Consider the following 24,817-nt stretch of genomic DNA (forward strand, 5'->3'; position numbering starts at 1 on the left):
TTTTTTGTAGGGCGCTGCGGGGTACTTTCGCACGCTTTGAGAAAAAAACGCTACTTGAGAGGTGCGCAACTATTAAGTATCAACAAATTAACATTTCAACAATGAGAAACCGTTGCGAAATATGCGGGGACAAAAAAAGAGCCTCTGTTATGGAGGCCCTAAATGCGCTGTTATGATTTGTACTTGCCGTGGCGTGAGTAAGCGTTGCCCGGAATGATACCCGGCTTCGGTAATCTCATAAAATAACGCCTTGTTTAGATTTATCCATCTCTTTAGCTGGATCGAGGCCGAAGCGGGTGCGCTATTCGGGAAATATTGAATGCCTAGCTCCTGCAATCCGTAAGCCCTTATCTTAAAATTCTCATTGTCCATCCTTCTCTATTTATAAATTATCAAATATACTGAATACTAACCTCATAAAAAAAGGACGCACCCTCTTTTCCAAAACGATGCGCCCTTCTCCCTCAAACGATGCGTGCTTTTAGCCTAGATCTCGTCCGGGCTCTCGGAGTCATTTCCACCTTCGCCCTTTTCCACGCTTACCTTCTCGAATCGCAATACCTTCGCTTGCGAGCGAAGCGCCTTACCCGGAGAGAAGGTGTACTTAGGACGACGAATCTTAGTGGCGTTGAAATCCTTCTCCACCTTCGTCCCCTCACTACCGAACGTGATACGGAAATTACCGAACTCACCCAACTGTACGATCTTGCCGTCCGACATCTCCAGCTTCATCACGTAGATAAGCGAATCCAGCACCGCTTTCACGTCTGCGCTGGATACGCAAGAACGCTCGCCAATCATGGAGCAAAGACGCTCCATATCACTAGTACCCGTAGATTTCGCTTGTGCGTAATAAAGCTTATCGCCTTCAGTCGCTCCCTTGTGCATGTCCCGTCGCTGCACTAATTTGTAAGTTGTAGCCATTGTTTGTTGATTGTTTTGAAGTGAATAATAGATAGTTGTGTCGTGATCACGGGGGCAAAGGTGGGATATGGTGATTATAGGATGTTAGGGATTACCTAGCAGTGTAAAGTTATATAAGGATATTACGATTTTTTCTTTGCCATCCCAAAAACTTTCACCATATTTGCGACATGGCAACCAAGAATGAATTAGAAAAAAGTAAAGTAAGAAAGGAAACTACCGCTAAGTTCTTTTTTGATATGGCAAAGTTGACATTTGCGGCTTTGGTGCTAGGGGTAGCGGCCTCTTTACTAAACCGGGAGATAGAGGATGAGATACCAAGTATGGCTAATTATCTTTTTGCGATGGGATTCATCGGTACGGTTGCCTTTGCGATGATTGGATATAGAATCTTAAAATAATAATAATATGCAGATAGCAGTTGTTTTTTTCACCGTTGTAGCTATTGTTGCCGTAGGCATATTAGCGTATACTTATACACCATCCGGAAAACGATGGATAGAGAACATGTGATAAATCCTTTTTGGAATATTCCCCAGCCGGCCCAATAAAAGCCGGCTTTTTCTTTGCCATCCCAAAAACTTTCACCATATTTGCAATGTCCTATTTCACGAAAGGCGGGTGACCGCCTAACATATTTGTATCGGCATTTTTTGTGTCCATACTAGTACGTATATATAATACAACGGTTTCGTACCCCCTTGATATGGCTTAATGGCCATAACTGCCTTTCGTGGTGTAGGACAAAGGGACAGGCGAGACCGTTTTTTGTTTTTCCTGCCCCAAACAAACAATGTTAGTTATGTCCAAACACGAAAACATTTGTTTGCCGGGGAATAATAGTACCCTACAATCAACGTCCACTCACGAAACGAGTTTCTTTTCTTGGATCACCGTCCAGAAGTTCTACAACTTGTTACCTCTTGGTATCACGCCCTGTAAATCCATTCACGAGGCAAAGATGTACACGGTAGCTTTATTAACAATGCTGTCTCCGGCGTTCTTACCGCTGATTGGAGTGGCTTGGTTCGTGTACTGCTCAGCGAAGAAAGGAGGCCGGTCATGAAAGCAAGCCCTTACATAGAACAAATACGGGTGAAATCCCCCGGCAAGAAAGAAGAAGTTCTTTATTGCATTGACTGTAATGAGTACCGCATGAGCGATATAACAGAAGAGCAACTTACGGATATATATAACTTGATCGGGGAGTTCCTCGGGAAAGGAGGTGAGCAATGAGAACTATTAAAACATTAGAGGAAGCCCACCGGATAATCGCTGAATTGGAAATGGAAATCAAAGAAACAAAAAGAAAACATGATGCCGCCTGTGAAAAAATAGGTTGGTTAAAAGGTAAGCTATCTGAGTGCGGAATACCTATTCGCATAGGAGATATGACCATTTTCACTATTATAAAAGGGGGTAAAGCCATATGACACTCCAAGAAGCCCTTCGCCTACTCGACATCGTGACCGATGTAAACGAGCAATACAGCAAACAAGAACGAATACGTGCCGCCATGCGGCTAGAAGAACTACTCCGGCTACTATTGCCGGAAGAATAATATCAATCAAGCCCCGCCCGGAGAAATCCCCGGCGGGGCTTTTTCATGTCCTTTTTCGAAGGTATGATTACGAGCATCTTTGTGAAAAATGTTTGGAGATGATATCACAGGTATTTAGCCCGATCGTAGAGAGGATCTTGATTAAGCTCCAGATGGTATTGAACCATTCTTGGGGCTGGATGATAAGCGGGATGATATTCTTATTGAATTTTATCTCGCCCGTGAAATACGCTTTCGCCGCTATGGGCGTGGCTATTACGGCCGACTTGCTATTCGGGATGTTCTCGGCAAAGAAGCAAGGTAAATTCTTCCTATCACAAAGCGGAAGAGATACCCCCGCCAAGGTGATCGTCTATTTCGGTTTCATGCTCGTGGTATTCGTTACGGAACGGATATTCACTCAAGATAACGCCATAATCACCAAGGCCGGATGTACCCTAGCCTGTGTGTGCGAGCTGTGGAGCATGCTGGGTAGCGTATTGATTATCTGGCCGAACATGATGTTTCCAAAGCTGCTTAAACTACAGCTCAAAGGAGAGATCGAGTCTAAGCTAGGAAAGAATATTAGTAACCAATTAGATAAGGAGGATTGTAAAAATGACAACGACACCAAGGGGAATCCGAAACAACAACCCCGGTAATATCCGGAACTCGGAGCGGAACGACTGGGCCGGAGAAGTATCGAAAGCCGATAAAAAGGACAACGCTTTCGAGGAATTCGAGGATATACCGCATGGGGTACGGGCCATGATGAAGCTCTTGCTAAAATACCAGCGATCGTATAACCTACGCTCCATAAAGGAACTGATAGAACGATGGGCACCCCGCGATGAGAATGACACGGCGGCTTACGTACGATGGGTATGCCGGGAGATGCAAATGCCGGACTGTTGCCGGCTAGACCTGTCGGACAAGGGAACGATGTGCGCCCTAGTGGATGCCATGTGCTACATGGAGAACGGTGAGCGTATCCCTATGGAAGACATCGAGGCCGGCTGGGAACTGATGTGAGAGTGGTATTGTTTATGCGAGCTCCCTTTTGGATAGCGAATCATGGAATATGGACTTTATAAGAGATTGTGTGTCTTGGCCGGAATGGTGGCTCTTTGCGCTAGCTGCTCCGTGCGTCGTAGCGCTTCTGATCATAGCCATTACAGAGATCAAGAGCGACAGGTATTGGAGAGCTTGGATACCTCTATGGATGTACGGCTTGCCAGTTCCAACACCGTGCGAGATCGGTGGAGAAACATCCGGATCATACGAAGGGAATTCGACCTTGAGCGGCAGCCGGACGAAAACGGCCGATACCCGGTCAAGGCGGAAACGACACTCGAAGGCGAGGAACATGAGAACGAGCGAAAAGAAGAAGCGGAAAGCCAAAAGAAAGAGGAGAACGAGAACGTTTTCGCCCGGTCGGAAGCCAGCCATGAGGAAGAGCGATCCGGAGATACCGAACTCAACTCCGATATCGGCAAGAACGCCCTCGGGTGGTGGGCGCTCGGCGTAACGATGGTTCTGGCCTTGGTAATCTTTTTAAGATGGAGATATGGAAAAAAGGATAAAACAAAGTGATGTCTGGGCTGTCATGCAGCAAAAGGATGACCGGGGACGATACAAGATGTTCTCGTTCTCGTACGTGCGGTTGAATGAAAGCCGGGAGGGAAATGGCTCTCCCGGCTCGATCGAGAATTATGAGGTAGCCTACTTCAGCTCGATCCACGCCAAGGGAAGCACGGTAAACATCCGGATTCGGGGCGAACGGTTCCCACGGAAGTTCATCCGTTGCATGATCATCCGGATTAACGGTAAAAAAATATACGCATAATGGGACGCAAGAACGTATTTCTAATGGGTGACACCGCTTTCCTCCCCGGAGCGAAAGCGGCGGTGGTCATGACCGAGGACGTAGGTTTTCTGGAGGATAAAAAATTCACGGCCACGGTCATTACCCCGGCCAAAGGATCTTCCGTCAAGAAAGAGGTCAGGTTTGTCCCGTTCGGTCACCAAGACAAGTTGCCCGTAAGGATCATGAAAAAGATCGCCGACAACACCATCGTAGGCAGCAATATCGAGTTCAAGGCGAACATGGCCTACGGCGATGGGTTGATGGTCTGCCGGAGGGTGAAGAATCCGGAGACCCAAAAGATCGAGCTGGAGGAACTTACCCCGGAAGAGGCTCCGGAGATATTCCAGTTCATATCGGACAGCAACTACTTACGGGTAATGTCCGAGCTGGCCAACGATCTGGTCGTATTCTCCGACTCTTTCGTCTATCTGGCTTTTGGCAAACGGAAGGCCGGAGAGAAACCGAAGGTAGTCCAGATCTGGCACCGGGAGATGTGCTTTTCCCGGATCAGCGAGCAAGACGAGAAGACGAAACGCATCGAGTATCATGGTTATTCCTCGCAATGGGGAGAGGAATCATTTCCGGACGACGTGATCGTAACGAGATTGCTAGACCGCCGAAGCCCGCTTTACGATCTCAAGGTCCGTACCGGGCTCGTACCCGATCCGGAGACCGGAGAGAAAAAGGACGAGGAAGAGAATGGCTATACGTTAAGCCTCAATATGCCGGTACCGGGGCGTTTTTATTACAACCGCCCTTATTGGTGGTCCATCTTCCTCGATTGGTACGAGTTCAGTTGCGCCATCCCGAAATTCAAGAAGGCGTTGCTGAAAAACCAGATGGTCTTGAAATATCACGTCTCCATCAACATGAAATTTTGGGACAAGCTTTACGACTCGGAAGGTATCCCCAAGGATGACAAGAAGAAACGGAACGAGCGCAAGAACGCTTTCCTACAACAACTGAACGACTTCCTTTCCGGAGAGGAGAACGCCGGCAAGAGCTTCGTATCCCATTTCCGGTATGATCAGATCAATAAATACGAGGAGAGCGATATCATCATCAAGCCCTTGGAATCATTTATCAAGGGCGGTGAGTATATCGAGGACTCGGAGGAAGCGACAAACGTGATCTGTAACACGATGGGCGTACATCCGTCCTTGAAAGGAGCGTCGCCCGGGAAATCGAAGAACATCAACGGTACCGAGGCCCGGGAGTTATTCATTATCGCCCAAGTGCTGTTCAAGCCGCTCCGGGACATGATGGTTCTCCCGCTATACCTAGCCCGGGAGATCAACGGATGGGGAAAAGACATCGAGTTCGTGATACCCAATATCATGCTAACGACACTCGATAAGAACACGGGATCGGAAAAGAGTATCGGTAACGAAAAAGTATAATCATGACACAGCCATTCCTACAAACGATAGATGATTTGAGGCATACCGTCAAGGTAAACGCCTCATTTAAGTTCGAGATATTGGAGCCTTATCTTCAAGACGCTTTCGATCGATATATCGTCCCCTACCTCGGGGAAGCCTTGGTCGATCGGCTGTATCGAGAGCCGTTAACGGAAGATATCCTTACGATCAAGACGCTCGCCAGCCGGACACTGGGACCATTGGCCGTAGCGCTAGCCAGTCCGGAGCTAGGGGTCTTGATCGGTGACAGCGGGCATACGGTAAGCCGGAACGATAAGTTCACCGTAGCCAGCGATCAAAAGATCGCCCGATCGGAAGAGAGCATGCAGGAACGGGGATGGAATAACTTGGATAAGCTACTGGACCATCTCGGAAGCCACGAGAACGACTATCCGGAATGGAAAGAAAGCCGCTATTACAAGAACCAAGCCAACGGCCACTACCTTAATTCCGCCCGGGAGTTCCAATATTACGGTAAGGTGAATATCGATTATTCCCGGTTGACCTTCGAAAAGTTCCGTCCCCTACTCGATACACTGGAGATGAAGCTATGCCGCTGGATCGGGACCACTCTTGACAAGAGCTTAAAAGACACCTTAAGAACCGGCGTGGATGATCCGCTCCGGATCAAGCTGATTGATTATATCCGGGTATGGCTCGCCATGTACGTAGCCAAGCTCCATACCAGCCAAACCACCCGGGTACAACGTACGGCGGCCGGCCAGCTGGAGTTTAAGCCCGTGATCTATCCGCTGTATTCCGATCCCACGGACAACGGTAATTTCTACGCCGAGCAGGTAACGTCACTAGAAGCGGTAATCGAGGATTACATGAAAGTTTACGCCCCGGAACTAGGCCTCCCCGCTCCTATCAAGAACGACTTTAATTCCAAGGACAAACATATTTTCGTATTATGAGAAAAATAACGATCAAAGATATCGATTACCTCGTGCCCGGCACATGGGATGAGATGACAACGGAACAGCTTTGCTTTCTCGCCAATATTTTGAACTCGAAAAGTACGGCCCAAGAAGCCAAGGTCAAGATGCTATTGTTTTGCCTGTCCGCGAGAATCCGGCGATACCAGAAAGCCAATGGAACCGGTTACGCCGTTTCCCTTCCCAAAAATCGTATATGGATCACGGCCGAGCAACTGGCGGCGTTGAGCACCATCTTTGATTTCTTATTCCAAGAGACAGAAAAAGGGATCGAGCTGGATATCCGCTTAACCCGTAACCCATTCCCCGTCTACAAAGACAAAGATATCGAGTTATACGGCCCGGAAGACGGCCTGACCAATATCAGCTACGGACAGTTCATCATGCTACAGACTTGGCAACAGCGGATGAGACAGGATTTCTTCGAGGCATTGGATAACTTCCTATCCATAATCTGGAAAGACGGCTCATTCTCCATACGTGAGGACGGTGATCCGGCTTGGTTCCGGAATGTAGAGCCGATCGTAAAGACAGTCATGTTCTGGTACTACCTAGGTAGCATGAATTTCATACAAGCAAAGTTCTCCCGGGTATTCTCCTCCGGAGGGAATGAAGCCCCTTTGGATATATTCGACACGCAACAACGCATCGTGGATGAGATGGCCAGCGGAGACGTGACCAAGAAAGAACAGGTAAAACAATCCCTTTTATACGACGCTCTCTATACCCTAGAAGTAGCGATCGAAAAAGAGGAGAAAAAGAAACAAGATATGTAGTAATAGGTGTTTTTCATGGTATTAGATTTTTAGATTAGTAATGGACAGCCGCTTTGCCTGTGAAGGTGGAGCGGTTTTGTTATTATCTCCAATCCAGATACTATGATAATAAAAATATTACCAAACGTTTGCCATTGATAATATTTTTATTATCTTTGTGATGTCATTAAGACAAGAGCTCTATGCATAGTGACGATGGGCTAAAAGCCCGGATAGAAGAGGCAGAAAAAGATCTCCTTTTTTATCTCCGCAAGTATCATGAACTGACTTCGAGAAGCAAATTCATGAAAGCGGTGGTTGATAAAGAGATCAAGAGACTTGAGAAAGAACTTAAGGAACTTGGAAAGTATTATTGACCAGAAAGGTTCTCCCCCTCCAGGCCAGAGGGGGAGTTTCCCTTTCATGTGTAACTCAAAAAACAGAATAAGATGGATAAAGTAAAGCGTTTTTTTGAACTAAAGGAACTTTGGAAAAAATCCCCGGAGAATGACCGCCCTACCATAGACCGACAAATTACCGATCTGTTGGATAGCATGGATGAAAAGGAAACCGAACTGCTTACCGCAGGTGTGCAAAATGACTTTGAAAACATCCATAAAGAGATCGCGGACATCAAGGAGCAGCTAACTATTCGTGAGCGACTGAGTCCCGTTTTACCATACCTGTCCGTCTCTAATCTAGCCAAAGATTATTTCGGGAAATCATCCTCTTGGTTCTACCAACGATTAAACGGGAACAGCGTACACGGTAAAATTTGCAAATTCACACAGGAAGAACTGGCTATTCTGGATATGGCGCTGAAAGACATCAGTCGCCGGATTACTAAATTGAACTTGGTATAGATCATTTTATTATGGGAGCCATAGAAAACAAACATATCTTTGCCGCATATGCAAACCTAGCGATAGATGGACTAATAAAAACACTTAATTTTATCGCTAAAAAGTTGGACACCCAAAAGCAATTAAGCAGTTGGGATATCAAGCATGTAATAACACTCATCGACTCAATCTTCGATCAAAATCCACAAAACAACCTAGAACAGGTCGTTGAAGGATATTTACCATGGATAAAACCGATCATTGAAATGAAGACGCCTAAAAAAGGTGAAAGGCAATCGGATAAACTTTGTATAGAATATAAAACCATCATTACAGCTTTTGCCTCTTTGCTTAATGACGTCAGGAACTATTACACCCATTATTATCATGATCCCATCTGTATTTATCCCGGTGGGTATGATATCCCTTCATCACTGAACTGCATCTACGATAGTGCCATAAACATTATCAAGGAGCGTTTCCAAGCCGAGGAGAAAGAGATAGAGCATCTTCGTAGATACACTCGCAAAAAAGGGCGGGTTGTTCTAAAAACGGAAGATGATCATTTCTATTACACATTAGTAAACAATAACGATCTGAGCGAAAAAGGGTATGCTTTCTTCATCTCGATGTTCCTTGAAAGGAAGTACAGTTATCTATTCTTGAAAAAGTTATCCGGATTCAAACGGGGAGACTCGTTACAATATAGGCTTACCCTTGAGGTTTTCACGGCTCTTTCCACCAAACCTCCTGTAGAACGTTTACGCACTACGAAAGACACGAAACAAGACCGGGCTTTAGATATACTGAATGAACTATCTAGGATACCAATAGAACTGTATCAAACCCTTGAGCCTAAATACCGGGAAATGTATAACGAGACATTACAACCAACGGATGCCGAAGATCCTTACGGCCTTCCGGATAGATCCAGAATACGGTTCCGCAGTCGCTTTGAGGCTTTTGCCCTGCACTTTTTAGACAAACAAGCTGATTTTAAAGAAATTGGCTTCTACACATATCTCGGAAATTACTTTCACAATGGATATCAAAAAACAAGAGTCGATAGAGAGACAAAGGATAGATACATTAATTTCCAACTCGCAGGCTTTTGTAAAAACATCCAAGATATCTCCGCAAAGAAACTATCGGAGGCATTAAACGTAAAATCCATAGATATAAGTACGGATAGTATACCGGATATCAATTCTTTTGAGCCTTATCTGGTTCAATCTACGCCCCATTATATCGTTAATGGTAATAATATCGGTATTAAGGTATTACCAGAAGGGAAAGATACCTACCCTACCATCGATGAGAAGGGTGCTAAAATGCCTATCGCCGATTTCTGGTTGAGTAAATACGAATTGCCGGCCATGTTATTCTATACTTATTTACGGAATAATAATATACATAAATCACACTGTCCCCTATCCGTAAAAGATATTATTGAACGATCTATCCATAAAAGTACCAAACAAAAGCATCCGGAAGAGAGATCCGAGCTAATGTTACGCCGGGTCATGAAAGCGATCTTTTGGACAGATAGTAAACTCAATGAGGTAGAACGTATCAAATCTCAGAAATCCGCTTTTGGTAAAAGGCAACATGAAATATTAAAAGCAGGCCGAATAGCGGAAACGTTGGTTAGAGACATGCTATGGCTACAGCCTTCAAAAAACAATGGAAGGGATAAAGTCACAGAGCCTAATTTCCAAGCCATACAAGTTTCTTTAGCATATTTCGGGATAAGAAGAAATGACTTAACGGAAATCTTCACACGAGCAGGATTGATCAATTCTTCAAATCCGCATCCTTTTTTAGCTCAAATAGGTACGAATTATACCTCTTTAATAGAGTTTTACATCGCTTACCTTAAGGAGCGGAAAGTATATTTTTCACGAATACAAAAGAAAATCCTCCAAGGGAAACTAAATATCCAGTGCCACCCTCTTCGGGACTTACAACGTGAGCCTAATAAGCCTCAAGATAAGGAAGAGGCCATATTCCTACCTCGTGGTCTATTTAATGAAGCGATCATTAATTGTTTGAAAAAATCCAAATTGAAGCAATTAATAGAATCTCCTACCCGAGAAAAAAGTCCGGCATTGAATGTCTCATACTTGATCCAGAACTATTTTAGAACTTATTTCGAAGATCAATCTCAAGAATTCTATGCACAACCCCGTAATTATCGTTTATTCGATAAGTTATCACCGAATAAGGGTAAATCCAAAAGCTATTTATCCTTAGAGCAAAGGATCAAGAAAATGGAAGAACTAAGGCCATCCAAGATTCCTGTTGCAGAAGCTAATAAGCTATTAGAGAAAGAAGATAGACTTTATCGTAAGAATTATAACGAAATATGCGATAACGAGTCTATAATCAGACTCTACCAAATACAAGATATTCTTTTATTTATGATGACCAAGGAATATCTTCCTTCTGATTTATACAACAGAATTAACAAATACAAACTAGAAAACGTCAAAGGTATTTTAAATGAGAGAGTTTCTTACTTGATCGATCTCAACCCTTTAAAAATACAAGGAGAAGATATCAAGATAAAAGACTACGGAAAGTTATTTTATATACATCATGATACAAGAATCAGCTCTTTGAATAAAGTATTAAGTAAAGTCAAAAGAAACAATAGTATATCTTCTAGCGTAAAGATTCAACCTTATGAAAATTATAAAAGAGAATGCCTAGATTTCGAAGAAGCCCAGATACAAATCATACCTATCATTCATTCTTTCGAAATCGCTATGGTATCGATGTTCCCAGATTTAAAGAAGGCTACTCCCGGAAATTATTATGATTTTAATGAGCTAATTACAGAATATGAGAAACGAACTAAACAAAAGATAGATAGTTCTTTTCTCATTAAAACTCGGAATATGTTCTTACATGATAAATACGAAGCTGAATGTATCAAAGAGATTTCTGACGATTTCGTCTATGCAAAAAAGATTATAGCAGAATTTAAAATGAAGATAGAAAATATAAAATTAGAAGACCTTTCGAATGACTCATCAGCATAAAAACATTTTATGCTCTTTGGTTGAAAGGTAGAAACAACAATCTTTTAACCTGAATTTCGCAATCAGTTGTATTAACCTTTAGTTTGAAAGGTAGAAACAACCCCGTTTTAGTCGTTACCTTGACCTCGGAAGTTGTATTAACCTTTAGTTTGAAAGGTAGAAACAACTCATATTTACCCCTCCTGAATAATTACGCGTTGTATTAACCTTTAGTTTGAAAGGCAAAAACAACCAAACAGAATACAACCATCAAATTAGGTTAGTTGTATTAACCTTTAGTTTGAAAGGCAAAAACAACCTCTCTAACGTCCCACCGGTAAAGGTAGGAGTTGTATTAACCTTTAGTTTGAAAGGCAAAAACAACATTACAACAAATACTGATACTATGCCAAATGTTGTATTAACCTTTAGTTTGAAAGGCAAAAACAACATTTTAAGATATATACTCTTATCAACTTAAATAATCAAGAAAAACCTTTGTATTTCAAATAAACTTTACTTACTTGCAGCATTGTTAACATTTAAATTCACACGATATGAAGAAAACATTATTATCTCTCATTTTCGTCGCAGCCATAACAGGCTGTAGTATTATTCCTAAATCTCCATACCAACAAAGCGCAGTGGTATTAGATTATTCAGAATATACAAACAAAGGATTTTTTATGACAGAAGCCAATTCTGTCAATTTTGAATATAAAGCTATTGGTAGTGTATCCGCAAAAGTTCAAAGTGGTTATGAGATTATAGGAGAGAGCGTTCGCAAAGGAATGAAAGATGATATTTATGGGGAGACCTATGATAAGCATAAAGTCAAATACGGAAAATACAAACAAGCTTTTTCTGATGATGCTATTAATGTCTTATGTAATAAAGCAATGGAAATAGGAGCAAATGGTATCATTAATATCAAGGTCACTTATCTGCCCGCAATAAGAGATTTAAAAACAGGAATTGTTATTGAACCAGATGCTATCATTGTCACTGGCATGGCTATCCGGAAATAATTTGGATTCATCAAAAACTTTTCCTTAATTGCAGTAATGTTAACGTAAAAACTAGTCAAACTTATGATTGTAAATAAGGTTTTAAATATAACCTCAGATGATGTGGAAAATCAAAAGGATTTGCAAATTCTTTTAGATTGGAAACGCACGCTTCAAAATAAAATCAATGAACTGAAAGTTCGTTTGGAGGTTGCAAGAAAAGAATATCAAACTCTTAATTCGGAAGAAAACAAATCAATTCTTATTAGGACATCTGACGCAAGAAACTATAATATAGCCTTTCTTGAATTGTTAAATGCTCGCATTAAGAAATTAAGGAATAAGAATGGTTTAGGAGATCATATCCAAAATCTGCGTAATTTCAAAGCAGTTGCAAAGGAAAAGCTTTCAGAGGAGTTATATGAAGAAATAAAAAGGCTAGCAATAGAAAGAACCGAAAAAACAAGCGAATCGAAGTTTTGAAGCAAAAGCTATTGCCATCTCAAAAACTTTCACCATATTTGCAATGCGTTACATTTTGACAAGGCGACAAAGCCTCGCCATTTATTGCTGCGGGCATTTTTTATGCCTACGGTTAAAAATATAGTTCCGACCCCCGTGTGGAGCGTTAATGCGCCCACTGCCTTGTCAAGGTGTAACGCAACGGGAAAGCGGAACTTTTTTGTTCCCTTCTCGTATATTAATTTATTAAATGCGTTACATTATGACAAAGAAAAATTCAATTACCTTGCAGCCCGAGGTGGCTACAAGCGTAAAGGTATCCAATCCTTTCACATGGACAACCGTCCAAAAGTTCTACAACCTCTTACCTCTTGGTATCGCCTCCTGCAAATCCATTTACGAGGCTAAAATGTACACGGTAGCTTTATTGGTTATGCTGTCTCCAGTGTTCTTTCCACTGGTCATCGTAGCTTGGTTCGTTTATAACTCAGCGAAGAAAGGAGGCCAAAATGATTAGACTGGAAGATATATGTATATCAAACCTGATGCTGGATGCGATCAGATATTGGCAGGAAAATGATAAAGGTGGGTTAGAAGAAGATGTTAAGGCCATTGACAGCGCTATCACTTTCATTGCATGCGAGCATGATGCCCCGGGTGTACTTTCTGAAAAAGAATCATTGTCGCTTATCGCGGCTCTAAGTTTTCTGAAAAAAAGATTATGTTTGTTTGAAGGAAAGGAGGAACCGAAATGAAACTCCAAGAAGCCCTGCGCCTACTCGACATCGTAACCGATGTAAACGGACAATATAGTAAAGAAGAACGAATGCGTGCCGCCATGAGATTGGAAGAGCTGTTACGTTTGTTACTCCCAGAGGAATGATTATATTTGCGATATGTTGACGTTCGTTATCATATTAGGTTTTGTCATGCTGATCGGGGCCTCGATTAATGAGGCTAAACGCAGTGGAAATACAACGGCAAAGGTTATAGCTACTGTACTGATCTTCTTTTTCCTTTTCTTTTTACTATCCTTAGTTTAAAGATATGTCCTTTAAAAGCTCCCTTCGGGGGGCTTTTTTTGTGTCTATAAATTGGATGTTATGGACATATACAATCACTTTGAGTATTCGGAATGGATCGCTAGGCATCTAGCCGCTATCGGTCATACGGACGGGGAATGTCATTTCCTCCGTAGTGACGAGGTAGAGGAAATCTCCGATCTGGAAGAACGTATCTCCTCTATCCGGGATCATGTATTAGTCGCCATCGATGGGCTTAACTCGGATTTTTCTTGGCTTAACAATGATAACCTCGTAAATGTCCCACAATATTTTATCGCCCTATTAAAGCAATGCGAGGCCGGGGATATCGACGGGATTCACTTTGCGAAAGCGGAATGCAAGGATCTTCTCATGCAGATCGTCTGCCGGATGATGCTCGACTGGAACGAGGAACGTAACGGGCTTCAGTTCCTAGAGCTAAACAGCATGACCTTTCGGGGCATTGGTCCCATGGGAGATAATTTCTATGGGGTGATGTTAGGCTTCAATCTAAGAAAGCCTATCCCCTTCTCTATCGACAAATCAATGTGGGTATGATATGGGAGTCATGAAAAGATTGAGCGAGCAGATGCGCACACCTAAACGCAGGAACTCCCTAATCGGAGCGAGGGAAGGATTACCCTTCGAGATCTCGCTAGAGTCAACCAGCCGGATCGCCCGGTATGAACGTAGGCAGGATAAGGAGAAATTGAGACAATTCAATTCTGAGGTAAAGGAATGGATGGGTTACGTGATCCAAGACTTAAAAGGGAATATCGCCTTGCTTGTCCAGAAAGATGAGTTCCTATCGGACTCCCTAGAACCCAGAATTTACAAAAGTAAAGGAGAGACCGAACGAGTGGGATTCAGTTTCGCCCGTGAAGGTATCTATATCCATAAGGGAGCCGGACGGGGCCAAGGTGGTTTCCGGGGCGGCTCTAAATGGACGGACAAATACGGGAAGCTGAAAAAGACCAACCCGGATTCTTTCTACCTGATGGGAACCGGCAACCGCCACCCGATCCGTTGGTTCGATCCCATCATCGAAAAGAATCTTCCCAAACTGGCAGACATCGTAGCGGACTACGCCGCCGATATGCAAATCGACGCATCACGAATTTTCATAGATAAAGATTAGGATATGGCAGGAGATTTAAACAGGAGCATCAAGATATACTTGGATAACTCCGACGCAATGACTAGCGCATCGGAGTTAGAGACGAAAATCGGGGAACTGGAGAAAAAGCTACTTGATCTCCGGACGGCCGGAGAAGGCAATAGTAAGGCGGCAAAGAAAATAGAACGTGAGTTGACTGCCCAAACCCAGAAGATGCAAAAGTATAAGCAAGAGGTCGCTGATACGGAAAGAGTATTGAAGAACCTAAGTGGAGCTACTTATAATGACTTAATAAAGACAAAGAATAAAATTTCAACGGAGCTGAAAAAAGTAACTCGTGGTACCGCTGAATATAACACTAAGTTAGAAATGCTGAAACGCATCTCCAAAGAAACCGCACTAGCCCAACAAGAGATGCGTGTAGAGATCGGTTGCCAAGCCTCGGTCTGGGGACGTGCCACAGATTTCGTAAATAAATATATGGGAATCATTGGTACCGCAGTGGCAGCCATTACGGGTATTACTCTTACTTTCAACAAATTCCGTGAAGCCCGCAATAAACTGGAAGAAAGCAAGGCCGATGTAAAAGCTCTTACAGGCCTAGATGATGAAAGTATAGAGTGGCTTACAGATCAAGCAAAACGTCTTTCCACTACAGTTACCGAAGAAGGTATCCGCATACGCCAATCCGCTGATGAGATACTGGAAGCTTATAAATTAGTAGGTTCCGCTAAACCCGAATTGCTAGCAAATAAAGAGGCTTTAGCAGAAGTGACGGAGCAAACGCTCATCCTCGCCTCTGCCAGTGGCATGAAACTTACAGATGCGGTAGATGCCGTCACCTTGGCATTAAACCAATATGGGGATGGAGCTGATCAAGCCGCTCGATATGTAAATGTACTTGCCGCCGGAAGTAAATTCGGTGCGGCAGCCGTAGAGAGCCAAACCAAGGCTATAAAGACAAGTGGTGTCGCAGCCGCTTCCGCAAAGATCCCGATCGAACAACTGGTTGGAACCATAGAGACTCTGGGAGAGAAAGGTATCAAGGACGAGATCGCCGGTACCGGACTCAAAAAGTTTTTCCTTACCCTGCAAACAGGAGCTGACGAGACTAACCCCAAAATAGTCGGGCTAAGTACGGCTCTGGAAAATCTCCGCAAAAAACAAATGGACGCTACCGCTATCAAAAAAATGTTCGGGGAAGAAGGTTACAATGTTGCCTCTGTCCTTATCAATGAAGCGGATAAGGTAGAATATTATACGAAAGCCATAACCGGCACATCCGTCGCTTTAGAGCAGGCCACGATAAAAAGCCAATCCGCCACGGCTAAAATGCAACAAGCAAAAAACAAACTTAACGATCTTGGCATTGAGTTAATGGAGAAGATCAATCCATCCATTATCAGCGTAATGAATCAAACCGTGAACTGGACTAAAAAACTAGTTCTGATGGCTGATTGGATCAGTAAAAATACAGGGCTGGTTATTACCTTAATATCGACATTAACTTTGTATACAGCCGCTATCAAGCTAAACACTTACTGGAAGATTGCGTCAAATGGAGCTACTCTAAAAGCTACAATTATAGAAAAAGCTCATTTAGTTGCGACCCGTTCTTCCATAGCCGCAGAATATGCATTAGCGGCAGCATCAGCTCTCAAGGCTAGAAATATCAAAGCTGCGACTATGGCTATGCGCAGTTTCTTAGTGACTCTGGGTCTCAATCCCATTATTGCGGCAGGTGTGGCAATTACGGCTTTAGCTGTAGGCATTTACAAAATATGGGATAATTCAACAAAAAGTGCCCGGGCTTTAAAAGAGATGAACAAGGAAATCTCCACAGAACGGGCAGAAGCTTATACCCTATTTGACGCTCTCCAACGAAGCAACGCCGGAACAAAGCAACGAAAAGAATTAATCGATGAGATCAATTCTCGATATGGAAAATATCTTGAAAACCAACTAACAGAACAAAGTACAACCGAGGATATCGCAAAAGCTTTAGAAATAGTTAATGAAAAGTTGCATGAAAACATAGTTTTAAAAACCATGCAGAAAGAGAAGGAGGATGTAACGACCACCGCCTTAAATAAACAAATCGATTTGATGGATCAAATGAGGGAAAAATCAAATCTGGGGCAATTCGTTACCGACGCTATGCTTCGAGACGTAAAACGTATAACAGATGAAGGGATAAAGAACGGACGCTCATGGACAAAAACGTATGATGATGTCATCTCTTACATTGACTACTACTATGGTGCCAGAGGTAAGGTCGATAAGGATTTCTGGGGAAGTTTACAGAGCTATATGACACAAACTTACCAATTAGCATCCAACCTCGATAAGATATCTCAGAAATACTCTCCTCTTCTGCCTAAAAAACCTGCAAACGAGTTGCCAGAAGTAGAAGTTATTGCCCCTAAAATAAAAAAAACGGATATAACCCCGGGACTGTCAGTGGAGCAAGAGAAAAAAATCACAGACGCAAAGCTGAAAGAGGTTGATCGTTATATCGCAACCAAGAAACTAAAATTGACACAAGATTATACCGAGGGCCTAAGATTATATGATGATTATCAAACAAAACTTCAAGCTTTAGAACTCGAAAAATTAAATAAACAATTAGCTATCTATAAAATAGGCAGTGACGAAAGAAAGAAAATAGAGCAATTAATACTAGATTATAAGATCAAATTATTAGACAAAGGGTATCAAGCCTATCTGGAAAATCTCCAAAAAGAAAAAGACATCAACAAAAAGAAGGAAAAACAGACAAAAGAACACTATGACAAATTGAATGAGTTGTTACAAGGATTCGTTAAAAAGGAAATGGACGAAAAAGAGAAGGCTAGAGAAGAAGAGGAAGAAAAGAAAAAAAAGCAATTCAACATAATGAAAGATTTTGGTAGTGAAGCAGGAATGATATTAGGTCAAGCTTTAACAGATACCGAAACGACATTTGCTGATGCTATGCATAATATTCTTCTTCTTACCTTAGATACATTAAGACAGATTGCAGTAATGGCTATCGCTGAAAGAACCATTAAAGATATAGGTAGCTTAGGTTTTCTAGGATTGGCAAAAGCAGCAGGTGAAATCGCACTTATTAACGTCGCTTTCGGTGCCTTGAAAGGTCTTATCAAGAAACCTAGTACATCTACCGCAAATGCAGGTCTTAATGACAGCACTACGCCGCAAACCGGACAACGGGTTGTATCAGACTCCACCGGTTGGTACAACGGAGGATTCACCGGCAACGGTGGTATACTTGAAGTGGCTGGTCCCGTACATCGAGAAGAATACGTTACACCGGCATGGCAATTACAAGATCCGGTTTCCATGAACCATATCCTAGCCTTGGATGCCATCCGAAGACAAAGAACAAGCACAAATCCTCTTCCCGTCAACGGATTCGCCAACGGTGGATACAATGGACGCTCGGATGAAGAAAATGTAATGGTTTCAAGTAATAATCCGGAATTACTCAAAGTACTCACACAGCTACTTATGCTATTTTCCGAACTAAGAGCAAAAGGCATGAGGGCCTATATCGTTTATAGCGATATCGAGGCCGCCCAGAAGACATTGGACAAATCCAAAAAGATAGGAGGCAAATAAGATGGACATCATTCACGAATCCGGCAAGGCTTACGACCTAGGAGACATCCAATTGACCTTATCCCGGATGAACCCGTTCTTTAACGATTACGGAGAGCAGAGCTTACCGGTAACACTCCCTCCCACGGACAGGAATAGGGAGCTACTCATCTATCCGGATAACATGGCCGGGATCAGCAAGGCCTCGCAGCGGATCAACGCCATGATCCAACACGGGGTATTCTCCATTCCCTGCCGTCAAGCCATCCTGTCGGCGAACCGGAAGAGCGGGATCGAGACCAGTTTTTACTTGAATACCGGAGCGTTCTACGAGAAGATCAAGGATGTACCGTTATCCACGGTCTTTGAGGACAAGGTTCTCAAGTTCGCGTCTGTCAGCGAGGCGATATCCTTCTGCCGGAACCTGTTCATTACACATGACGACCGATTCGCCTTGTTCCCGGCCATCCTAGAGTCCGGTTCTTTAAACGCCACCGGTGATCCGGGACCGGACGGATATCCCCGTCTTTACAACGACGTGGAGCGGACGGAGGTAGTCGATGAGAAAACGATCCGGTTGGCTCCGGGATTCTACATATCCCCCTTCATCCGTGGATTGCATCTATTGGAGGAGATATTCGCCTATCTTGGCTACACCTTGGAGGACTCCTTCTTTTCCCGCACCACCCCATTCAAGGACATGGTTTTTTTGAACAACACGATCGATACGATCGTAAGGGGTGAGATCCGATACTCCCAGATCGTCCCGGACTGCATGATCAAGACGATACTGGACGTATACCGATATAAATTCTGCTGCGAGTTCATCCCGGACGAGACCCGCAAGACCATCCGTATCGTGCTATTCGATGAGAACCTGAACGAGACACCCTCCTGCGACCTCACGGATTGCGTAGCTGGTAAATACACAGTCAACCATCCCTCGAGCTTCAAGCAGTTAAAGCTTACCTGTGACCGGCTCACGCCGCCGGAAGAGAAACAGGAGAGCGAGCGCCCGATGCCAACGACGGGAAGAGCCACGGGGAACGAGAACGAGGAGTTCAGTACCTTGGTAGACCTATTAAAGAAATACCCGGACGTGGAGTATAACCAGATATCGGGTGAGTTTGTCCGGAGAGGTTACAAGGGGATCACGCCGGTCACGCAACGGATCGGTCTGGTCACGATGGATTATTACGCCGGCGGGACACTGGAGACGGAGAGCAAGGAATCCCCGGACGTGCTACCGGCGATGGTCCATACACCTGCTTTTGGCAGCGGAGGAGCCGGGGCCATCCCGCATCTCGGGATTTATATAGGGACCGGAAGATCGTTGAACTCCTCCATCATCATGGATTCCGTGAATGACTCCACGTCTGAGGTGGTAGGCGAGGCGGAAGATAACGAGGAGTTGAAACCCATGCCGGCGTTCGTATTCCATGCCGGGAAACTGGACTACGGGACGATCCTCAATCATGATGCGGATGGAAACAAGCTCTGGAACTATACGCTCGCCTACCACGGCCCGGACGGGCTTTTCGAACGGTTCTGGAGGAATTACGATTCCCTGCTCCGGAACTCTCTGCTCGAGATAAAAGCGAGCATGCTTCTCAGTGACATCCAAAAGGTATCGCTCTCCGAGTACAGGAAGGTGACGATCGAGGGACAGGAGTTGCTTCCCTCCGCCATACAATATAGCCCGGGTTCCCGGGAACCCTTGGAATCCACGTTCCTTACCACGAGGCTTTACGAGCCGGTATCCACGGCCATGGCCGAGGCAGAGCGGTTCGCCTCCCATGTATCCAAATATAAATGGAAGGTCAACTACTCCCGGTCCAACGCCAGTGACAGCGTGAAAAGGAGATGGGTGTTCAAGGAGGAGCCCGTGACCATATACTACGCCCCGCCCAGCGCATACCAATACGTGCAGGGCGGGAAATACCATCAAGCCACTTATCCCGTGCAATTCTATAGCCGTGGCTCCGCATCCGGGCCGACCGATCCGGAGGACGGTACCCTGACCGTGTGGCTCGAGCCCGTGACCCGGTAACTGTCCTTTATCGGACCATCCGACAGCCATACTTTTGGGGGTAAAATAATCGCAAATGGCAACGATCATAGATAAACCAGACGCTCTGAGCCTGTCCGGGAACATGAGGAAATTTGTATTGGGGGCACAAGAGGCCGTCTCTTTCATCTTGAAGAAAGGAACGGCCACCTTGCTCGAGCAAAGCTACGAGCCCGGGCCGGACAAGATGGTCACGATCGACGTGAGAGAGGTGGTGGAAAGCCAATTGAGCTATACTTTGGACACGGCCCAAGAGATCTATTCCCAAAATACCATATTCGCAGATTTCACGGCCACGATAGACGGGACCTCCCACTCGTTCCGGGCGATCCGGTGCGGGATAGCGGATCTGGCGGACACGCCGGGAAACTGGTTGAAGTCCCACTTCCTCACGTGGCAGCCAAAGGTCAAGGAGGTGACCTATTACTCACCGGAGTGGTTGACCTACTACGCCATATCGGACTGCACGGTGAAGGCCAAGGCCACGTTCCCGGACAAATCTTCGAGCATGACCTCCTTGAAGGGAATGACCGCCGGCGAGTGCGTGACACTCAATCTCCAATACGCAATCGTAGCCAAGCTATTCGGGAACAAGTACCCCAGCTATCTCGAGGTTTACGCCGAGGCCGGCGGAGCGAGACTGAGCGTATCGCAATTCTATAAATTCACGGATATCCATTCCGAGGACGAGCAATGGTTCCTTTTCGAGAACAGTCTGGGAGGTATGGACACCTTCCGTGCCCATGGGGTGAACCGTCTGCAGGCGGAGCATGGGCACCTGATAGCGGAACTGGGCGAGAACCTGTCCGAGTATGACGTGGAGACCGATCGTAAGTTCGTAAAGAACACGGGATTCCTCGATGATTACTCCCGCCGTTGGTTGCTGGATTTTTTTCCCAGCCGGGCCAAGTATATATACGAGGCGTCCATGATCCGGAGAATAATCGTCACCGAGAGCGACGCCACCTACACCTCCAACGATCTCCCGAGCTCCTATACGTTCACGTACCGACTCTCGGAGATCTCGAGGTACCTGAACCTTATCCGTAACGAGAAAGAGCTTCCGGATAATCTAACGGTTCCAAACCTCTCCTCGCCGGATTTTATTTTTCCCCCTCGCTTAGCTGAGCTCCCACGGCAAGAGCTTGGCGAGGGGGTATTATTCCCGGCCTTTGATCCGCATAACCCGAAAGCATCCGTTACGTCTTTTGGTGTAATACATGACACGATAAGGAACGGCATCATAAGTGAACTTGGAGAGACATGGAGGGCTATCGTCAACGGAGCAGGAGGATCGGGTGGACCGGGAGACGATTTCTATCATATAAAATTAGATGATCTGACAGAGCCGTCCGATGAGAACGCTTTCACGGCTCTTAGAGTCTTGAAGGAGATACTAAAGCCTATATCCGCACTTGATGATCGCTTTTTAAGAAAAGATATAGATGATACGGCGCATGGTAACATCACTTTCGAAAAAGACATAATCTTAAGCGGGCTGGAATCCTCCATCTACTCAGACCGTGACGCTGATAGTTTCAAGCACGAGAACGGTTTCCGTATCTTCGCCGACGGCACGGCATGGGTGAAGGACTTGAAGGTGAAGAATGACTCCATGTTCGCCGGTTCCCTTTCCTCTCCTACATTCGCCTCCGGTTTCCCGAACGGGACGGGATTCATGATAGCGCCTTACAAGGTGACGAACGCCGCCGGTGTGGAGGAGACTAAATACAAGCTGGAGATCGATTCGATCTCGGTACGCAACGAGCTTAAAGTATATACGTTCGTGGTCTCGCAACTGCTTGGCGAGAATGATAACCGCATCTTCGCCGGAATGATGGAGGTGGATCATTACGACCCGGAGACCGGCCGGATCTACTTGGATACCGACGGAGGCAGGTTGTACAACCCGTTCCGGGAAGGCGATATCCTCATGGTACAGCAGTTTCAAGGCGATCCTACCTTGCAGAACGACTACAAGATGACCAAGTCGTACGAGCTGAAGGTGGTGGAAGTGGCCGTAGGGGACCTCTCCGACGGCGAGAACCGTCTGGACTGGCTCCGTTTCACGAATTTCGTGGGAAATCTATCGGACATAGCCAAAAGGGATACCCTTTGTCGTGTGGACAATCCGGATAACTCCACCCGCAGCGGCATCATGAAGATCACCACGGTGGATGAGTTCGGCACGCCCTACATGGACGTGATCCGTGGGATGAAGACCGATCCGGAAAACTGCGTGAAGGTACGTATCGGGAACATGAACGGTCTGGTCACGCCCTATTTCGGAAGGTTGGACGGTGACGGGGCGTACGTGGAGAATCTTTACGCCCGTGGGCAGTTCATGCTCGATACGGGGGAGAACGTGAAGACCAAGTTCGAGATCGTGGAAGGCAGGCTTTCCAGCGAGATGTCTTCCGTGCGCTACGAGTTGTCGGAGAAGGATAATTGCCTCACGAACGCCTCTTTCTCCGCTGATACGGTAGGATGGGTACTCGGTAACGACGTGTCGCTATTCACGGTGAAGGAGCGTTTCATGGCCGTGAACGATTCCTTCTACGCTGAGAAGGATAAGGTTACAGGGATCGTAGAGGTATCTAGCCGCAAGGCCCTGTATATAAAGAATTCGGGAGTGAAGCAAGTAAACTCCTACTTGAGGAATAAGCCGTCCGGACAGCTTGAGCTTCCGGACGGGACGAAGGTCTGGCCTACCTACTACGTATCCTTCATGTACATGGTAAAGACCGCCGGTACGTTAACGTCCGGATTCTCCGGACAGGGCCTTTACGTAAGCAAACCGTTGGCGATTACGGATACCTTCGTTCAAGAGGAATTTTCCGGCAAATGGAACGGAACAGGTGATTTCATCTTGAATTATACGGGGGAAATATATATCTACAACGTCCAGATGTCCACGCATCCCGTGGAGGATCTACGGTTGGAGATGTCCACCCTTTTTCTGCAGACGGACGAGAAGATCGGCATGTACGCCCAAAAGATCGACACGTTGAACGGCACGGTGACGGACATGGGGGTAGAATTGGATAATACGACCAGCACGTTATCCTTGTATGTTGACAAGACTGACAGCATAAACCAGACAGTGACAAGCCTAGGCTTAAAGCTGGACGGTGTAGATGAGAGCTTGACGCTGTACGCCAAGAAGACCGACGTATCCGGGCTGAAAACCGAGATGGAGGCGGCTATCAAGGTGAACGCTGACAATATTAATCTGAAGGTATCTAAGGATAGTATCATATCGAGCATCAACCAGACGGCGGAGACGATCAAGATAAACGCTAGCCGACTCAATTTGAACGGTTTCGTGACATTTTCCATGTTTGACCTAAGCACCCAGAATACGATCAAGAACAAGGTTAGCTCAGGTGATCTAGGATCGATGGCGTGGAAAGATGGTGTCTCTTCCGATGATCTGTCTTGGGCATTAAGTCAAGAGATCGCTGGTAAGATAAATCTGGATACGTTAAACAATAGCCTTACGAATTATACCAAAAAAGGCGCTATCACAAAAGAAGATTTGGCTAAAGCCCTTCAGACGGAATTATCCGGGAAACTTACAGGTAGCGCCAGTGTGGGAGCGAACAAATTGGCGAGCGTGATAATAAACGGACAGACGCTTATAGCGGGAGGGTATATTCAAGCGGACTTGATAAACGTTAAAGACCTTGTCGTAGGCAGTACCTTGAGTATCGGTGCGTTCTCCTTGAATAGTTATAAAGGTCTTAACTGGACTGGCTCTGACTATTTCGGTAATACCTCCTTTAGGTTGACTGTAGGGGGAGGATATACATACAATACCGGAACAAGTTGTAAAACCATGGTAGGGGCTTGGAGCAATTCCGCTGATACCCATGCGTGTATATCTGGTATATGCAACACTTTTGGCGTAGCCATATATGGATCTGTAGATGGTTATGGATCGAATTTCCCTCCTACAGGATCTAAGTTTGCGGGCTACTTCTCGGGAAGCACTAAAACCACGGGTACTACCATTACCGGTACATTGGCGGCGGGGGCATTTCGTTTCGCTTATAACCTCGGCTTTGGTAATTCATATAATTATTATGAGGGCATAAGTTTCGATCCTGCTACTTATGATCTGGATAATGTCCGTATTCGTGTTAGAGGAGGAATAATCGTTGGAGTTACCGATGATAATGGTCATTTATTGCAAGGTGTTTAATTTTAA

The 24,817-nt window shown here is 45.0% G+C and carries 27 protein-coding genes and 1 CRISPR repeat array; of the genes, 25 read left to right on the plus strand and 2 right to left on the minus strand.

The features are described 5' to 3' along the window. Nucleotides 1-147: 147 nt before the first annotated feature. Nucleotides 148-372, minus strand: a complete 225-nt coding sequence (locus DWY79_RS00205) for a DUF4248 domain-containing protein (protein ID WP_122368655.1) — start codon at nucleotides 370-372, stop codon at nucleotides 148-150. Nucleotides 373-486: 114 nt separating this feature from the next. Further along, nucleotides 487-924 (minus strand): HU family DNA-binding protein, encoded by a 438-nt coding sequence (locus DWY79_RS00210; RefSeq protein WP_022192455.1) that lies wholly within the window; start codon nucleotides 922-924, stop codon nucleotides 487-489. A 239-nt stretch (nucleotides 925-1,163) separates the two neighbouring features. Between DWY79_RS00210 and DWY79_RS00215 the strand changes: the two genes are divergently transcribed. From DWY79_RS00215 to DWY79_RS00315, 25 genes are all read left to right on the plus strand, one after another. After that, complete coding sequence (locus DWY79_RS00215; RefSeq protein WP_227713729.1) at nucleotides 1,164-1,325, plus strand: hypothetical protein; 162 nt, start codon at nucleotides 1,164-1,166, stop codon at nucleotides 1,323-1,325. A gap of 401 nt (nucleotides 1,326-1,726) precedes the next feature. Beyond that, on the plus strand, nucleotides 1,727-1,990 hold the full coding sequence (locus DWY79_RS00220) for a hypothetical protein (RefSeq protein ID WP_048928092.1): 264 nt from the start codon (nucleotides 1,727-1,729) through the stop codon (nucleotides 1,988-1,990). Beyond that, nucleotides 1,987-2,160, plus strand: a complete 174-nt coding sequence (locus DWY79_RS22520; protein WP_154396219.1) for a hypothetical protein — start codon at nucleotides 1,987-1,989, stop codon at nucleotides 2,158-2,160. Before DWY79_RS00220 ends, DWY79_RS22520 begins: the two co-directional genes overlap by 4 nt. Then, entirely contained in the window at nucleotides 2,157-2,357 is a 201-nt protein-coding gene (locus tag DWY79_RS00225; RefSeq protein WP_048928091.1) for a hypothetical protein, read from the plus strand. Before DWY79_RS22520 ends, DWY79_RS00225 begins: the two co-directional genes overlap by 4 nt. Beyond that, on the plus strand, nucleotides 2,354-2,485 hold the full coding sequence (locus tag DWY79_RS23255) for a hypothetical protein (RefSeq protein ID WP_255352140.1): 132 nt from the start codon (nucleotides 2,354-2,356) through the stop codon (nucleotides 2,483-2,485). Before DWY79_RS00225 ends, DWY79_RS23255 begins: the two co-directional genes overlap by 4 nt. 98 nt (nucleotides 2,486-2,583) lie before the next feature. Then, nucleotides 2,584-3,126, plus strand: a complete 543-nt coding sequence (locus DWY79_RS00230; RefSeq protein ID WP_122145331.1) for a phage holin family protein — start codon at nucleotides 2,584-2,586, stop codon at nucleotides 3,124-3,126. Continuing rightward, complete coding sequence (locus DWY79_RS00235) at nucleotides 3,083-3,496, plus strand: hypothetical protein (protein WP_122103717.1); 414 nt, start codon at nucleotides 3,083-3,085, stop codon at nucleotides 3,494-3,496. Before DWY79_RS00230 ends, DWY79_RS00235 begins: the two co-directional genes overlap by 44 nt. A 42-nt stretch (nucleotides 3,497-3,538) precedes the next feature. Then, nucleotides 3,539-4,057, plus strand: coding sequence for a hypothetical protein (locus DWY79_RS00240; RefSeq protein WP_122145332.1), 519 nt, complete (start codon nucleotides 3,539-3,541; stop codon nucleotides 4,055-4,057). Continuing rightward, complete coding sequence (locus tag DWY79_RS00245) at nucleotides 4,032-4,310, plus strand: hypothetical protein (RefSeq protein ID WP_048928087.1); 279 nt, start codon at nucleotides 4,032-4,034, stop codon at nucleotides 4,308-4,310. The genes DWY79_RS00240 and DWY79_RS00245 overlap by 26 nt, the downstream gene beginning before the upstream one ends. Beyond that, complete coding sequence (locus tag DWY79_RS00250) at nucleotides 4,310-5,731, plus strand: hypothetical protein (protein ID WP_048928086.1); 1,422 nt, start codon at nucleotides 4,310-4,312, stop codon at nucleotides 5,729-5,731. The genes DWY79_RS00245 and DWY79_RS00250 overlap by 1 nt, the downstream gene beginning before the upstream one ends. Nucleotides 5,732-5,733: 2 nt before the next feature. After that, nucleotides 5,734-6,669 (plus strand): DUF6712 family protein, encoded by a 936-nt coding sequence (locus tag DWY79_RS00255; protein ID WP_122368657.1) that lies wholly within the window; start codon nucleotides 5,734-5,736, stop codon nucleotides 6,667-6,669. Beyond that, entirely contained in the window at nucleotides 6,666-7,466 is an 801-nt protein-coding gene (locus DWY79_RS00260) for a hypothetical protein (protein WP_122103714.1), read from the plus strand. The genes DWY79_RS00255 and DWY79_RS00260 overlap by 4 nt, the downstream gene beginning before the upstream one ends. A 182-nt stretch (nucleotides 7,467-7,648) precedes the next feature. Beyond that, nucleotides 7,649-7,822, plus strand: a complete 174-nt coding sequence (locus DWY79_RS22645) for a hypothetical protein (RefSeq protein WP_009018485.1) — start codon at nucleotides 7,649-7,651, stop codon at nucleotides 7,820-7,822. Nucleotides 7,823-7,894: 72 nt separating this feature from the next. After that, complete coding sequence (locus DWY79_RS00265; RefSeq protein WP_087345601.1) at nucleotides 7,895-8,308, plus strand: DUF5053 domain-containing protein; 414 nt, start codon at nucleotides 7,895-7,897, stop codon at nucleotides 8,306-8,308. Nucleotides 8,309-8,319: 11 nt separating this feature from the next. Continuing rightward, on the plus strand, nucleotides 8,320-11,331 hold the full coding sequence (gene cas13b, locus DWY79_RS00270) for a type VI-B CRISPR-associated RNA-guided ribonuclease Cas13b (RefSeq protein ID WP_122368658.1): 3,012 nt from the start codon (nucleotides 8,320-8,322) through the stop codon (nucleotides 11,329-11,331). Between the two features lie 2 nt (nucleotides 11,332-11,333). Beyond that, nucleotides 11,334-11,753: a CRISPR direct-repeat array (repeat unit 26 nt; unit sequence GTTGTATTAACCTTTAGTTTGAAAGG). A 114-nt stretch (nucleotides 11,754-11,867) separates the two neighbouring features. After that, nucleotides 11,868-12,338: a hypothetical protein gene (locus DWY79_RS00275; RefSeq protein WP_147423670.1), complete on the plus strand. Its 471-nt coding sequence runs from the start codon at nucleotides 11,868-11,870 to the stop codon at nucleotides 12,336-12,338. Between the two features lie 63 nt (nucleotides 12,339-12,401). Continuing rightward, nucleotides 12,402-12,800 carry a hypothetical protein gene (locus DWY79_RS00280; RefSeq protein WP_122368660.1) on the plus strand — a complete coding sequence of 133 codons (399 nt, stop codon included), beginning with the start codon at nucleotides 12,402-12,404 and terminating at the stop codon, nucleotides 12,798-12,800. A gap of 241 nt (nucleotides 12,801-13,041) precedes the next feature. Further along, nucleotides 13,042-13,296, plus strand: coding sequence for a hypothetical protein (locus tag DWY79_RS00285; protein ID WP_122368661.1), 255 nt, complete (start codon nucleotides 13,042-13,044; stop codon nucleotides 13,294-13,296). Beyond that, nucleotides 13,289-13,534 carry a hypothetical protein gene (locus DWY79_RS00290; RefSeq protein ID WP_009018495.1) on the plus strand — a complete coding sequence of 82 codons (246 nt, stop codon included), beginning with the start codon at nucleotides 13,289-13,291 and terminating at the stop codon, nucleotides 13,532-13,534. The genes DWY79_RS00285 and DWY79_RS00290 overlap by 8 nt, the downstream gene beginning before the upstream one ends. Beyond that, nucleotides 13,531-13,662, plus strand: coding sequence for a hypothetical protein (locus tag DWY79_RS23260; RefSeq protein WP_255419875.1), 132 nt, complete (start codon nucleotides 13,531-13,533; stop codon nucleotides 13,660-13,662). Before DWY79_RS00290 ends, DWY79_RS23260 begins: the two co-directional genes overlap by 4 nt. 220 nt (nucleotides 13,663-13,882) lie before the next feature. After that, the gene (locus DWY79_RS00295; RefSeq protein WP_199705174.1) at nucleotides 13,883-14,380 is read left to right on the plus strand and encodes a hypothetical protein; all 498 of its coding nucleotides are present in this window, start codon (nucleotides 13,883-13,885) and stop codon (nucleotides 14,378-14,380) included. A 10-nt stretch (nucleotides 14,381-14,390) separates the two neighbouring features. Next, a complete protein-coding gene (locus DWY79_RS00300) occupies nucleotides 14,391-14,960 on the plus strand; it encodes a hypothetical protein (RefSeq protein ID WP_229055233.1) in 570 nt (189 codons plus the stop codon). 3 nt (nucleotides 14,961-14,963) lie between these two features. Beyond that, nucleotides 14,964-18,560, plus strand: a complete 3,597-nt coding sequence (locus DWY79_RS00305) for a phage tail tape measure protein (protein ID WP_022192794.1) — start codon at nucleotides 14,964-14,966, stop codon at nucleotides 18,558-18,560. A gap of 1 nt (nucleotide 18,561) precedes the next feature. Continuing rightward, the gene (locus tag DWY79_RS00310) at nucleotides 18,562-20,589 is read left to right on the plus strand and encodes a hypothetical protein (RefSeq protein ID WP_122368663.1); all 2,028 of its coding nucleotides are present in this window, start codon (nucleotides 18,562-18,564) and stop codon (nucleotides 20,587-20,589) included. A 55-nt stretch (nucleotides 20,590-20,644) separates the two neighbouring features. Beyond that, nucleotides 20,645-24,811 carry a hypothetical protein gene (locus DWY79_RS00315; RefSeq protein ID WP_233554150.1) on the plus strand — a complete coding sequence of 1,389 codons (4,167 nt, stop codon included), beginning with the start codon at nucleotides 20,645-20,647 and terminating at the stop codon, nucleotides 24,809-24,811. Nucleotides 24,812-24,817 lie beyond the last annotated feature (6 nt).

Source organism: Parabacteroides sp. AF27-14 (genome assembly GCF_003635425.1).
GTDB lineage: Bacteria > Bacteroidota > Bacteroidia > Bacteroidales > Tannerellaceae > Parabacteroides > Parabacteroides distasonis.